Source organism: Streptomyces sp. NPDC002276, from assembly GCF_053891435.1.
Genome location: NZ_JBSFCQ010000008.1, coordinates 323,699 through 337,078 on the forward strand (window position 1 = coordinate 323,699; position 13,380 = coordinate 337,078).

Annotated in this window: 13 protein-coding genes; 5 read left to right on the forward strand and 8 right to left on the reverse strand. The window is 67.7% G+C overall.

Going from position 1 to position 13,380, the window contains the following annotated elements:
- Positions 1-36: 36 nt before the first annotated feature.
- The 8 genes from ACWIHT_RS22540 to rpmH all read right to left on the reverse strand — a co-directional run bounded on the left by ACWIHT_RS22540 (position 37) and on the right by rpmH (position 6,030).
- Complete coding sequence (locus ACWIHT_RS22540) at positions 37-1,137, reverse strand: ParB/RepB/Spo0J family partition protein (RefSeq protein WP_399121243.1); 1,101 nt, start codon at positions 1,135-1,137, stop codon at positions 37-39.
- On the reverse strand, positions 1,134-2,207 hold the full coding sequence (locus ACWIHT_RS22545) for a ParA family protein (RefSeq protein WP_366433287.1): 1,074 nt from the start codon (positions 2,205-2,207) through the stop codon (positions 1,134-1,136). The genes ACWIHT_RS22540 and ACWIHT_RS22545 overlap by 4 nt, the downstream gene beginning before the upstream one ends.
- A 263-nt stretch (positions 2,208-2,470) precedes the next feature.
- Positions 2,471-3,187 carry a 16S rRNA (guanine(527)-N(7))-methyltransferase RsmG gene (rsmG, locus tag ACWIHT_RS22550; RefSeq protein WP_456169951.1) on the reverse strand — a complete coding sequence of 239 codons (717 nt, stop codon included), beginning with the start codon at positions 3,185-3,187 and terminating at the stop codon, positions 2,471-2,473.
- Between the two features lie 135 nt (positions 3,188-3,322).
- Positions 3,323-3,838: a Jag family protein gene (locus tag ACWIHT_RS22555; protein WP_200716169.1), complete on the reverse strand. Its 516-nt coding sequence runs from the start codon at positions 3,836-3,838 to the stop codon at positions 3,323-3,325.
- A gap of 15 nt (positions 3,839-3,853) precedes the next feature.
- Positions 3,854-5,146 carry a membrane protein insertase YidC gene (gene yidC, locus ACWIHT_RS22560; RefSeq protein ID WP_456169952.1) on the reverse strand — a complete coding sequence of 431 codons (1,293 nt, stop codon included), beginning with the start codon at positions 5,144-5,146 and terminating at the stop codon, positions 3,854-3,856.
- A gap of 3 nt (positions 5,147-5,149) precedes the next feature.
- Complete coding sequence (gene yidD / locus ACWIHT_RS22565; RefSeq protein ID WP_019073355.1) at positions 5,150-5,503, reverse strand: membrane protein insertion efficiency factor YidD; 354 nt, start codon at positions 5,501-5,503, stop codon at positions 5,150-5,152.
- On the reverse strand, positions 5,500-5,871 hold the full coding sequence (gene rnpA, locus ACWIHT_RS22570) for a ribonuclease P protein component (protein ID WP_078532680.1): 372 nt from the start codon (positions 5,869-5,871) through the stop codon (positions 5,500-5,502). The genes yidD and rnpA overlap by 4 nt, the downstream gene beginning before the upstream one ends.
- Positions 5,872-5,892: 21 nt before the next feature.
- On the reverse strand, positions 5,893-6,030 hold the full coding sequence (gene rpmH / locus ACWIHT_RS22575; protein WP_006381191.1) for a 50S ribosomal protein L34: 138 nt from the start codon (positions 6,028-6,030) through the stop codon (positions 5,893-5,895).
- A gap of 399 nt (positions 6,031-6,429) precedes the next feature.
- Between rpmH and dnaA the strand changes: the two genes are divergently transcribed.
- The 5 genes from dnaA to ACWIHT_RS22600 all read left to right on the forward strand — a co-directional run bounded on the left by dnaA (position 6,430) and on the right by ACWIHT_RS22600 (position 13,177).
- Positions 6,430-8,367, forward strand: coding sequence for a chromosomal replication initiator protein DnaA (dnaA, locus tag ACWIHT_RS22580; protein WP_456169953.1), 1,938 nt, complete (start codon positions 6,430-6,432; stop codon positions 8,365-8,367).
- A 936-nt stretch (positions 8,368-9,303) separates the two neighbouring features.
- Positions 9,304-10,434 (forward strand): DNA polymerase III subunit beta, encoded by a 1,131-nt coding sequence (gene dnaN, locus ACWIHT_RS22585; RefSeq protein WP_456169954.1) that lies wholly within the window; start codon positions 9,304-9,306, stop codon positions 10,432-10,434.
- Between the two features lie 150 nt (positions 10,435-10,584).
- Complete coding sequence (gene gnd / locus ACWIHT_RS22590; protein ID WP_456169955.1) at positions 10,585-11,460, forward strand: phosphogluconate dehydrogenase (NAD(+)-dependent, decarboxylating); 876 nt, start codon at positions 10,585-10,587, stop codon at positions 11,458-11,460.
- Between the two features lie 62 nt (positions 11,461-11,522).
- Complete coding sequence (gene recF / locus ACWIHT_RS22595; protein WP_456169956.1) at positions 11,523-12,644, forward strand: DNA replication/repair protein RecF; 1,122 nt, start codon at positions 11,523-11,525, stop codon at positions 12,642-12,644.
- Positions 12,641-13,177, forward strand: a complete 537-nt coding sequence (locus tag ACWIHT_RS22600; protein ID WP_456169957.1) for a DUF721 domain-containing protein — start codon at positions 12,641-12,643, stop codon at positions 13,175-13,177. The genes recF and ACWIHT_RS22600 overlap by 4 nt, the downstream gene beginning before the upstream one ends.
- Positions 13,178-13,380 lie beyond the last annotated feature (203 nt).

The following is a 13,380-nucleotide window of genomic DNA, read 5'->3' on the forward strand; positions in this document are numbered from 1 at the left end:
GCGGGACGAACGGCACCCATGCCGTAGGCGCACGGCTCAGGCTTCGTCCTCCGAGTCGTCGTCCAGCAGGCTCCTCTGGAGGACCGGCCCCTCACCCGGGGCCAGCGAGCCGAGGATCCGCTCAAGGTCCTCCATCGAGGCGAACTCGACAGTGATCTTGCCCTTCTTCTGCCCCAGGTCGACCTTCACCCGGGTCTCGAAGCGATCCGAGAGGCGGGTGGCGAGGTCGGACAGCGCCGGGGAGACCAGGGCCCCGGCCCGCGGTCCCTTGGAGCGCTGAGCGGTCTGGGGCCGTGAACCCATCAGGGTCACGATCTCCTCGACGGCCCGCACGGAGAGCCCCTCCGCCACGATCCGGTGAGCCAGCCGGTCCTGCTCCTCCGAGTCGTCGACGGAGAGCAGTGCCCGGGCGTGGCCGGCGGAGAGCACTCCGGCCGCGACACGGCGCTGGACCGACGGCGAGAGCTTCAGCAGACGCAGGGTGTTGGAGACCTGCGGGCGGGAACGCCCGATCCGGTCCGCCAGCTGGTCGTGCGTGCAGTTGAAGTCCTTGAGCAACTGATCGTAGGCAGCCGCCTCTTCGAGCGGGTTCAGCTGGGCGCGGTGCAGGTTCTCCAGGAGGGCGTCCAGGAGAAGCTTGTCGTCGTCCGTGGCCCGCACGATCGCCGGGATCGCTTCAAGCCCTGCCTCACGGCAGGCCCGCCAGCGCCGCTCGCCCATGATGAGCTCATAGCGCGTCGGAGCGATCTGCCGTACGACGACGGGCTGGAGGAGACCGACCTCCTTGATGGAGGTGACGAGCTCCTGCAACGCGTCCTCGTCGAAGACCTCACGCGGCTGACGCGAGTTCGGCGTGATGGAGTCGAGAGGCAGCTCGGCGAAGTGGGCACCGATGGGAGGCGCGAACGTCTCCACGGCGCCGTACGACGACTCCTCGGTGTCGTAGGAAACCGGCGGCAAGGTGGTGACCTTCGCCGCGGCCACTCCTCGGTCGCCGGTGATGACCGGAACGGCCGTGGGGGACGCGGATGCGGAGCCGCCTCCCATGGCGGCCGGAGCCACCGTCTTCTCCCCGGTCGGGGCTGCGGGGATCAGTGCGCCGAGCCCACGGCCCAAACCCCTCCGTCGCTCGCTCACTGGATGCCCTCCACCATGCTCTGGTCGCTCTGCGCGCCGATGTGCGCATGCGGTGCGTCGTAGCTGACGCCCACACCCTTCAGTGCGATTTCTCTTGCTGCTTCAAAGTAGGAGAGGGCACCGCTCGATCCGGGATCGTAGGTCAGTACCGTCTGCCCATAACTCGGCGCCTCGGAGATACGGACCGAGCGGGGAATGCTCGTCCGCAGTACCTCGTCGCCGAAGTGGCTGCGCACCTCGTCCGCGACCTGCGACGCGAGACGCGTCCGGCCGTCGTACATGGTGAGCAGGATGGTCGACACATGCAGGTTGGGGTTGAGGTGTCCCCGGACCAGGTCGACATTGCGGAGCAGTTGTCCGAGGCCCTCCAGCGCGTAGTACTCGCACTGGATCGGGATGAGAACCTCCGCGCCGGCGACCAGCGCATTGACCGTCAGCAGGCCGAGCGAGGGCGGACAGTCGATGAGGATGTAGTCCAACGGCTGCTCGTAGGCCTGAATCGCCCGCTGCAATCTGCTCTCTCTCGCCACCAGGGACACCAGCTCGATCTCCGCACCGGCGAGATCGATCGTGGCAGGGGCACAGAAGAGACCCTCGACATCGGCAACCGGCTGAACGACCTCGGAGAGAGGCCTACTGTCGACCAACACGTCATAGATGGAAGGAACTTCCGCGTGATGGTCGATCCCCAGCGCCGTGGAGGCATTGCCCTGTGGGTCGAGGTCGACCACCAGAACACGGGCACCGTGCAGTGCCAGCGAAGCGGCAAGATTGACGGTCGTCGTCGTCTTGCCGACCCCGCCCTTCTGGTTGGCAACAACCATGATTCGGGTCTGCTCGGGTCGTGGCAGGCCCTCGCCGGCACGACCTAGGGCTTCCACAGCCAGTTGGGCAGCACGACCGATGGGAGTGTCGTCCATAGGGGGCGGTGTTTCACGTGAAACATCCTCCCCCATCGACTCGGTACGGGGACCGGGGACCGGATCGGTCATCGGTCCCGCGATGTTGGCGTCGGACCGCAAGGATTCACTCTCCTCGACTTCAGGCTCGCAATGAACAGAGCCTCCCATGTCTTCAGGGTCGTGAACCAGTGAGGCCTGTTGTTCTGTGGAGAATTCCACCTCTGTGGACAACTCCGTGCCCTCTCCGAGTGATCCGAGAGGCTTCCGATCGCGGGGTTCGGCCGCGCGGCTGCGGCTGATGATGCCGTGGAGCAGTGAGCGACGTTTCACGTGAAACACGATGCACAGCAGCCGAGGCCGAACTGTCCGCGACACTCCGGCATGCGTAGGTTAGGCAGCTTGTGTGGAGTAAGTCTCGTCCTCAGGACGGATCAGCGACGACGGCGGGTCCGCCCAGTACGGGCTGCCTTCGCACGCTTGGCGGCGAAACGGACCCCACCGGGACTCTCCCCCACCTCGACACGCACGACGGTGGACAGCGGATCCACGATGCCCTCGCCCACATGGAGGATCGACGTCTCCACGGCACCGAGCTTGCTCAGGGCCGTTGCCGACGCCTTGAGCTCTTCCTCGGCAGTGTCGCCTTTGAGGGCGAGCATCTCTCCATAGGGACGCAGCAACGGGATGCCCCAGGTGGCCAGCCGGTCCAGCGGGGCCACGGCTCGTGCCGTGACCACATGGACGGGCTGCAACTTGCCCATGACCTCCTCGGCCCGACCGCGCACAACGGTCACATGGTCCAGGCCCAGCAACTCGACGACCTCGGCGAGGAAGTTGGTCCGCCGGAGCAAGGGCTCCAGCAGCGTGATCTTCAGGTCCTCCCGGACCAGTGCCAGGGGAATGCCCGGCAGGCCGGCACCCGAACCGACGTCGCAGACGGTCACGCTCTCCGGCACGACCTCCGAGAGCACCGCACAGTTCAGGATGTGCCGTTCCCACAGGCGGGGCACCTCGCGTGGGCCGATGAGACCACGCTGCACGCCCGCGTCGGCGAGCAGCTCGGCGTATCGGACCGCATCCTCGAAGCGATCGCCGAACACCTCACGCGCCTCCTCGGGCGCAGGGGGAAGCTCCGCTGCCTCCGTCACGGGGGACCGTCCTTCCGTACCGCAAGAGCGCATGGGGCGCTGACCATCAGGACCACCAGAACTACAGGACTATCAGGCTGACAAAATTCGGCCCCGTCTGCTCAACAGACGGGGCCGGTGGAACGTAGGTACCGATCAGGCGGGAAGCACGACGACGAAGCGCTGCGGCTCCTCGCCCTCCGACTCGCTGCGCAGTCCCGCGGCCTTGACGGCGTCGTGCACGACCTTGCGCTCGAACGGGGTCATCGGGTTCAGCTTCACCGGCTCGCCGGTGTTCTTCACGTCGGCCGCCGTCTTGGCGCCCAGCTCGGAGAGCTCGGTGCGCTTCTTGGCGCGGTAGCCGGCGATGTCCAGCATCAGCCGGCTGCGGTCCCCGGTCTCCCGGTGCACGGCGAGGCGGGTGAGCTCCTGGAGTGCTTCCAGCACCTCACCGTCACGGCCGACGAGCTTCTGGAGATCGCGGCCGCTGCTGTCGCTGATGATCGAGACAGCGGCGCGGTCGGCCTCGACATCCATGTCGATGTCGCCGTCGAGATCCGCGATGTCCAGCAGACCCTCAAGGTAGTCCGCCGCGATCTCGCCCTCCTGCTCCAGGCGGGACAGGGTGTCTGCACCCTCGGCGGCGGCGGAGGTGGTGGTGCCTTCCGTCACGGGATGGACTCCTTCTTACTTCTTGGACGGGGACTTGGGCCGCTGCGGACCCTTGCGCTGTCCGGACTGGGCCTTGCTGCGGGTGCCGCCGGCGGGCTTCGGGGCGGCCTTCTTGGCAGCGGTGGCGGGCTTGGCGTCCTCGGGTTCGTCCGACTTGCTCAGCGAGGTCTTCGGCTCGGCGTCGTCGGCCGTGGTGTCGGCACTGTCGTCGCCCGGCTTCGCGGCGGTGGACTGGCGCTGGGACTTGGTCTGCCGCTTGGGCTGCTGGCGCCGGGGAGCGGTCGTGGTGGGCGTACCGTCCTCGGACTCCACCGCGGCCTCGCCCTTCACCACAGTCCCGTCCGGCTGGGCCACGAGGCTCACCTTGGTGAGGCTGTTGATGAACTTGCGCTCGAACTCGTTGCGGTCGCGGCCCTTGGAGACGATCGCCTTGACGATGGCACGCTCGCCACGGCTGCGGGTCTTCTCGTGGTGCGTGACGTGCTTGGTCAGGCGCTCCAGGTATGCGGCCTGGGCCTTGGAACCCGGGGTCGGGTTGTTGCGGATGACGTACATCTGCTGGCCCATGGTCCACACGTTCGTGGTCAGCCAGTAGACGAGGACACCGACGGGGAAGTTGATGCCGAAGATGGCGAACATGACCGGGAAGACGTACATCAGCATCTTCTGCTGCTGCATGAACGGGGTCTTCACCGTGGTGTCGACGTTCTTCGTCATCAGCTGGCGCTGCGTGTAGAACTGCGACGCCGACATCATCACGATCATGATCGCGGTGACGACCCGGACGTCGGTCAGCGTGGCGCCGAGCGCCTCGACCTTGCTGCTGCCGTCCGTGAACTTCGCGGCCAGCGGGGCGCCGAAGATGTGCGCCTTACGCGCGCTGGCGAGCAGCGAGTCGTTGATGACGCCGATCGTCGAGCCCGTCGCGATGCCGTTGAGCACGTGGTACAGGGCGAAGAAGAACGGGGACTGCGCCAGGATGGGAAGGCACGAGGAGAGCGGGTTGGTACCCGACTCCTTGTACAGCTTCATCATCTCTTCGGACTGACGCTGCTTGTCGTTCTTGTAGCGTTCCTGGATCTTCTTCATCTCGGGCTGCAGGGTCTGCATGGCCCGGGTCGCCTTGATCTGCTTCACGAAGAGCGGGATCAGGCAGATGCGGATCAGGATCACCAGGGACACGATGGACAGGCCCCAGGCCCAGCCCGTGTCGGGACCGAAGACCTTCCCGTACACCGAGTGGAACTGGACGATGACCCAGGAAACGGGTGTCGTGATGAAGCTGAAAAGACTGGCAATCGTGTCCACTAATCATGCTCCTTGGGCATGGGACGGTGTCTCTGCGGCCGGGCTCGAAGGACTCAGCCCTTCAGTGGCCGTTTCGGCGGCGGAGGTCCCGCCCTTGTCTGCGCGCCGTGCGCCCCGCAGCATCTCGTGCCACCGCGGACGCTTGCGCGGCGGGACATGGTCCACACCGCCGAGCGACCACGGATTGCACCGCAGGATGCGCCAGGCCGTGAGCGCGGTGCCCTTGATCGCGCCGTGCCGGTCGATGGCCGTATAGCCGTAGTGGGAGCACGACGGGTAGTACTTGCACACCGGACCCAGGAGTGGACTGATCGTCCACTGGTACAGCTTGATCAGTGCCAGTAGTGGGTACTTCATCGCGCGCCCCCTCCCAGCAGCCGCTGAACGGCGGCATCCAGGTCTTGGGCCAGCTGTGCATGGTCGGCGTCGCCCGCTCCGGGCAGCGCTCGTACGACTACCAGGCTACCGGGGGGAAACAGAGCGACTCGCTCACGCATCAGATGGCGAAGTCTGCGCTTCACTTTGTTGCGCACCACGGCGCCGCCCACTGCCTTGCTGACGACGAAACCCGCACGCGTCGGGGGAGCGCTCTCCCCTGGCGCGTGCGGGTCCGTGGCACCGCTACGAAAGTGGACGACGAGAAGCGGGCGGCCGGCCCGGCGACCCCGTCGTACCGCGGTCGCGAAGTCTTCGCGCCGCCTCAGCCGATGCTCGGTAGGCAGCACGACGTCATGACCTGATCGGGATCAGGCGGACAGGCTGGCGCGACCCTTGCCACGACGGTTCGCGAGAATCGCGCGACCGGCACGGGTACGCATCCGCAGGCGGAAGCCGTGGGTCTTGGCCCGACGACGGTTGTTCGGCTGGAAGGTGCGCTTGCTCACGAGAGGGCTCCAGAAATAAATCGGTGGTTGCGGGTGCCGTCCTGGCTGTCACCGTGCGCCCACGAGTAGCTCGCAGTAACGCCCGAGTGCACCGCTGACCGATCACCCACATGCGATCTGTGCCCATCGGAGGCAGGCGGCAGCAGCCATCGACAACTCGACCTGGTCACGGTACGCGGGGCTACGCCATCCGGTCAAACCAGCGGTCACAGCGAGACACTATCCACAGGCTGGGGACAACAACTTGAACCGCACCCGTCGCCCTGACTACCGTGGCTGGACTCTGATTCGTTCCTTTGTCCCCTGCCCCGACGCCTTTTTCCCCTGCGTCCCACCCGATTTACATCCCGTCCCGTCCGCGAACCACACGTTCGTGGGACCCGTGAGAGAGCGTGCCCTGTGGCTGACGTACCTGCCGATCTTGCCGCAGTGTGGCCACGAGTGCTGGAGCAACTTCTCGGTGAGGGGCGTGGGCAGGGTGTCGAGACCAAGGACGAGCACTGGATCCGGCGCTGCCAGCCCCTGGCACTCGTCGCAGACACCGCCTTGCTCGCCGTACCGAACGAATTTGCGAAGGGCGTCCTCGAAGGCCGCCTCGCGCCGATCGTCAGCGAGACCCTGAGCCGCGAGTGCGGCCGGCCGATCCGTATCGCGATCACCGTCGACGACTCCGCGGGCGAGCCACCGGGCCCGCCGGCACCCCCCGCCCCGCCCCGCCGCTACGAGGAACCCGAGCAGAACCGGGACCCCTACGAGGGCGGTTACGGCCGTCATCGCGCCGAACCGCTCCCGGGCGGCCCCGGCGACCAACTGCCCACCGCCCGCCCCGCCTACCCGTCGGAGTACCAGCGGCCCGAGCCCGGCGCCTGGCCGCGGCCGCCGCAGGACGACTACGGCTGGCAGCAGCAACGGCTCGGCTTCCCCGAGCGGGATCCGTACGCGTCACCGTCGCAGGACCAGTACGGCCCGCCGCCCGCGGACCAGTACGGAGGTCCATCGAAGGACCAGTACGGCGCACCGCCCCAGGACTCCTACAAGCCGCAGCAGGACCAGTACGCCCCGCCGGGGCAGGAGTACCGCCCGCAGTCGATGGAACGTCCGTCGTACGAGCAGCAGCGCGCGGAGTACGAGCAGTCGCGGGCCGAGTACGAGAAGTCCCGCGCGGAGTACAACCAGCGCGACGCGCGCCGCGATCTGTCCGACTCGCGCTCGTCGTCGAACTCCGGTCATCTGCACCGCGGCGGACCGGGGTCGCCGGGACCGCTGGGCTCGAAGCCCGCGCCCGCGGCCGGCCCGGGTGAGCCGACCGCGCGACTGAACCCGAAGTACCTCTTCGACACGTTCGTGATCGGTGCCTCCAACCGCTTCGCGCACGCGGCCGCGGTCGCCGTCGCCGAGGCGCCCGCGAAGGCGTACAACCCCCTTTTCATCTATGGGGAGTCGGGGCTCGGAAAGACGCACCTGCTGCACGCGATCGGGCACTACGCGCGGAGCCTCTACCCCGGCACGCGCGTGCGGTACGTCAGCTCGGAGGAGTTCACCAACGAGTTCATCAACTCGATCCGCGACGGCAAGGGCGACAGCTTCCGCAAGCGGTACCGCGAGATGGACATCCTTCTTGTCGACGACATCCAGTTCCTCGCGGACAAGGAGTCGACGCAGGAGGAGTTCTTCCACACCTTCAACACGCTCCACAACGCCAACAAGCAGATCGTGCTGTCCTCCGACCGGCCGCCCAGGCAGCTGGTGACGCTGGAGGACCGGCTGCGGAACCGTTTCGAGTGGGGCCTGACCACGGACGTCCAGCCGCCCGAGCTGGAGACCCGTATCGCCATCCTTCGTAAGAAGGCGGTGCAGGAGCAGCTCAACGCCCCACCGGAGGTGTTGGAGTTCATCGCCTCCCGCATCTCGCGGAACATCCGCGAGCTGGAGGGGGCGCTGATCCGGGTGACGGCGTTCGCGTCGCTCAACCGGCAGCCGGTGGACCTCGGTCTCACCGAGATCGTCCTCAAGGACCTCATCCCGGGCGGCGAGGACTCGACCCCGGAGATCACCGCGTCGGCGATCATGGGCGCCACCGCCGACTACTTCGGCATCACGGTCGAGGACCTGTGCGGCAGTTCACGCGGTCGCCAGCTGGTCACGGCCCGGCAGATCGCCATGTACGTGTGCCGCGAACTGACCGACCTCTCCCTGCCGAAGATCGGCGCGCAGTTCGGCGGGCGCGACCACACGACCGTGATGCACGCCGACCGGAAGATCCGGGCGTTGATGGCCGAGCGACGGTCGATCTACAACCAGGTCACCGAACTGACCAACCGCATCAAGAACGGCTGACAGCAGCGGAGTTACGACGCCGAGGGCGCCCCGGGATCTCTCCCTGGGCGCCCTTCGTCATGCCGGGAGGCGACTCCTGAGCCGCTTTCAGAGGCCTCCGGAGCCGATCCCGGACGTGTCCGTCGCTCATCCACAGCTGTGCGCAGACCACCCGCTGTTCGAATACCCGCCGGGTTACGGCCGCCCTCCACAGATTTGGTGACTTTCTTCCGTCCACATCCTGGGGACCGCGAAGTTGTCCAGAACGTGTCCACAGGCCTCGCGGGTGAGAGACCATCAGTCCAGGTCAGGTGCTTGTGGATTCGTGGACAAAAGATCTCCACAGGCTGTGGACAAATCCGTGATCCACAGGCTGGGGACGGAGTTGTCCACCGACAACCCACAGGCTGGGGCCGGTTGTCCCCAGCGATCTCCAGCTTCTCCACACCGCTGTCCACTGTTCGGCAACGCGACGCGCCACCTCACCGTGTCGAGTGAAAGGCGTCACACGAAGGTGCCGGGTTGGGCTGTGGGAAAGGTGGGTAAAGCTGGGGACGGCGCTGGGGAGAAGTGGCCCTCGGCTGTGCATGGGGTGTGCAGAACTTTCCGTTCTCCACAGAAACCCGAGGTTGTCCACCGCCGTCACCCACAGGACCGGTGGACAAAATTCCCGCTCTGAGCTGGGAAAACGGGGTTATCCACGGTATCCACAGCCCCTACTACTACTAGCAACTAGAGAGAGCTGGGAAACCGTTTCGAAGCGGGGCCTGTGCACAACTCTCGCTTCGTCGCCCGACCGCCCCTCGTCACGACTTGACCCCGAGCGGCACCTACTGTCAGTGCTGTGCGTCAGACTGTTCCCCGGTTGTCCTTCCCCTCACAGGGACCGATGACACCGAGACAGACGACGAAGCCAGGCAGGCCGAGAAGCGCCGGCAACAGCAGGAGGCGGCAACAGTGAAGATCCGGGTGGAACGCGACGTACTCGCGGAGGCAGTTGCCTGGGCGGCACGCAGCCTCCCGGCCCGTCCGCCGGCGCCGGTCCTCGCCGGCCTCCTGCTGAAGTCGGAGGAGGGGCAGCTGAGCCTGTCCAGCTTCGACTACGAGGTCTCCGCGCGCGTGTCGGTCGACGCGGAGGTCGAGGAGGAGGGCACCGTCCTCGTCTCCGGCCGGCTGCTCGCCGACATCTGCCGAGCCCTTCCCAACCGGCCGGTGGAGATTTCCACAGACGGTGTACGGGCGACGGTGGTCTGCGGCTCCTCGCGCTTCACGCTGCACACACTCCCTGTGGAGGAGTACCCGGCGCTGCCGCAGATGCCGGGCGCGACCGGCACCGTCCCCGGTGAGGTGTTCGCCTCGGCCGCGGCCCAGGTGGCCATCGCCGCCGGGCGCGACGACACGCTGCCCGTCCTCACCGGTGTGCGCATCGAGATCGAGGGCGACACGGTGACGCTGGCGTCCACCGACCGCTACCGCTTCGCGGTCCGCGAGTTCCTGTGGAAGCCGGAGGACCCGGAGGCGTCCGCGGTCGCCCTGGTGCCCGCCAAGACGCTCCTGGACACCGCCAAGGCCCTCACGAGCGGCGACAGCGTGATCCTGGCGCTGTCCGGCTCGGGCGCGGGAGAAGGCCTCATCGGCTTCGAGGGTGCCGGGCGTCGTACGACGACCCGTCTCCTGGAGGGCGACCTCCCGAAGTACCGCTCGCTGTTCCCGACGGAGTTCAACTCCATCGCCGTGATCGAGACAGCCCCCTTCGTGGAGGCCGTCAAGCGCGTGGCCCTGGTCGCCGAGCGGAACACTCCGGTGCGGCTGAGCTTCGAGCAGGGCGTGCTGATCCTGGAGGCCGGTTCCAGCGACGACGCACAGGCTGTGGAGCGCGTCGACGCGAACCTTGAGGGCGACGACGTGTCGATCGCCTTCAACCCGACGTTCCTGCTGGACGGCCTGAGCGCCATCGACTCCCCGGTGGCCCAGCTGTCCTTCACGACCTCGACCAAGCCCGCGCTGCTCAGCGGCAGGCCTGCCCTGGACGCCGAGGCGGACGAGGCCTACAAGTACCTGATCATGCCGGTCCGCCTCAGCGGCTGACCCGTACCGACGAGAACAACCGCAGGTCGGGGCATACCGCCCGGTTCTTATGAGCGCGTATGCCCACAGGTGTGCATGACCGTCCGGGTTTAGGCTCGGACACAGGTACGCAAGTGCCCTCATGCCACGTCGCACCCTAAGGAACAACTGATGGAGCTCGGTCTCGTCGGCCTCGGCAAGATGGGCGGCAACATGCGCGAGCGCATCCGCCGCGCAGGCCACACCGTCATCGGATACGACCGCAACCCGGACCTCGCCGATGTCCACAGCCTGGGAGAGCTTGTGGACAGGCTCAAGGGCCCCCGCGTCGTGTGGGTGATGGTCCCGGCCGGTGCCGCCACCCAGTCGACCGTCGACGAGCTGGGCGAACTCCTGGAGCCCGGTGACGTCGTCGTGGACGGCGGCAACTCGCGCTGGACGGACGACGAGAAGCACGCCGAGGAGCTGGGTGCCAAGGGCATCGGCTTCGTCGACGCGGGTGTCTCCGGCGGTGTGTGGGGCCTGAAGAACGGCTACGCGCTGATGGTCGGCGGCGACGCCGAGAACATCGCCAAGGTGCAGCCGGTCTTCGACGCGCTCAAGCCGGAGGGCGAGTTCGGGTTCGTGCACGCCGGGAAGGTCGGTGCCGGGCACTTCTCGAAGATGGTCCACAACGGCATCGAGTACGCCATGATGCAGGCCTATGCCGAGGGCTGGGAGCTCCTGGAGAAGGTCCACTCCGTCACCGACGTGCGCGAGGTGTTCCGGTCCTGGCAGGAGGGCACCGTCATCCGTTCCTGGCTGCTCGACCTGGCCGTCAACGCCCTCGACAGCGATGAGCACCTGGACAAGCTCAAGGGCTACGCGGAGGACTCCGGCGAGGGCCGCTGGACCGTCGAGGCGGCCATCGACAACGCCGTGCCGCTGCCCGCGATCACGGCCTCCCTCTTCGCGCGGTTCGCCTCCCGCCAGGAGGACTCGCCGCAGATGAAGATGGTCGCGGCCCTGCGCAACCAGTTCGGCGGCCACGCCGTCGAGACCAAGTAATCCACAGATCCACAGGCCCCGGGCCCGTGGATCCACAACCTGGGGGAGGTCGGTGAACGACCATGCATGTCACGCATCTGTCGCTGGCCGACTTCCGCTCCTACGCCGGGGTCGACGTCCCACTCGACCCCGGCGTCACCGCGTTCGTGGGCCCCAACGGCCAGGGCAAGACCAACCTCGTCGAGGCCATCGGCTATCTCGCCAACCTGGGCAGCCACCGCGTCTCCACCGACGCCCCGCTGGTCCGGGTGGGCGCCGACCGCGCGATCATCCGGGCGCAGGTCAGACAGGGCGAGCGGCAGCAACTGGTCGAGCTGGAGCTGAACCCCGGCCGCGCCAACCGGGCCCGTATCAACCGCTCCTCGCCGTCCAAGCCCCGGGACATCCTGGGCATCGTACGGACCGTGCTGTTCGCGCCCGAGGATCTCGCCCTGGTGAAGGGGGATCCCGGGGAGCGGCGGCGTTTTCTGGACGAGCTGATCACCGCGCGGTCGCCGCGTATGGCCGGTGTGCGGTCCGACTACGAGCGGGTGCTCAAGCAGCGCAACACCCTGCTGAAGTCGGCCGCGTTGGCACGGCGGCACGGCGGGCGGTCGATGGACCTGTCCACGCTCGACGTGTGGGACCAGCATCTCGCGCGCGTGGGCGCCGAGTTGCTCGCCCAGCGGCTCGATCTGATCGCCGCGGTGCAGCCCCTCGCGGACAAGGCGTACGAGCAACTGGCGCCCGGCGGCGGCCCGGTGGCCCTGGAGTACAAGCCGTCGGCGCCCGGTGAGGCGCACACCCGCGAGGACCTCTACGAGCAGGTGATGGCGGCGATCGCGGAGGCGCGCAAGCAGGAGATCGAACGGGGCGTCACCCTCGTAGGACCGCATCGGGACGATTTGATTCTCAAACTCGGTCAGTTGCCGGCCAAGGGGTACGCCTCGCACGGGGAGTCCTGGTCGTACGCGCTGGCGCTGCGGCTCGCGTCGTACGACCTGCTTCGGGCCGAGGGCAATGAGCCGGTGCTCGTGCTCGACGACGTGTTCGCCGAGCTGGACACGCGCCGCCGGGAGCGGCTGGCCGAGCTGGTGGCGCCCGGCGAGCAGGTGCTGGTGACGGCCGCGGTCGACGACGACGTACCGCACGTACTGGCGGGGACGCGGTACAGAGTGGCGGAGGGGGCGGTGGAGCGCGTATGAGCACCGAGGACGAACCTGTACCCCCGAAGGCCGTCGAGCCCTCCGGCGTCGACCTCGCGCGCGTGGCGTTGCGCGCCGCGAAGGAACAGGCACGCGCGCGTGGGGACGCGGCGCAGCAGAAGAAGCAGGCGCGGCGCGGGGGCCTGCGCTCCGGCGCGCGCGCCGACGGCCGCGACCCGATGGCGCTCGGTGCTGCGATCAACCGGCTGCTGAACGAACGCGGCTGGGAGACACCGGCCGCGGTGGGCGGTGTGATGGGCCGCTGGCCGCAGATCGTCGGCGAGGACCTGGCCAAGCACTGCGTACCGGAGCGGTACGACGAGGACGAGCGGGTGCTGGTCGTGCAGTGCGACTCGACGGCCTGGGCGACCCAGCTGCGGCACCTCACGCCCACGCTCGTGGCCAGGCTGAACGAGGATCTGGGGCACGGCACCGTACGGATGATCAAGGTGCTCAACCCCGGTGGACCGCCCCGCCGCTACGGCCCGCTGCGGGCTCCGGGCAGCACGGGTCCCGGCGACACCTACGGGTGACTGACATCACAGCGCGGGTGTCGGCGGGCGACCGGACGCGGTTGCGAATAGCGACCTGACCCAGGAGTAGCAAAGGGTTCATACCCGGAAGCGCTGAGTGCCGCTGTGAGCCTCTTTGAGCCCCGTTCCGCATATGGGGAGTCGGGAGAGACCGGTTGAGGGCGGCACATGCGGACTCAGGTACCGGCAAACCCCCATCACTG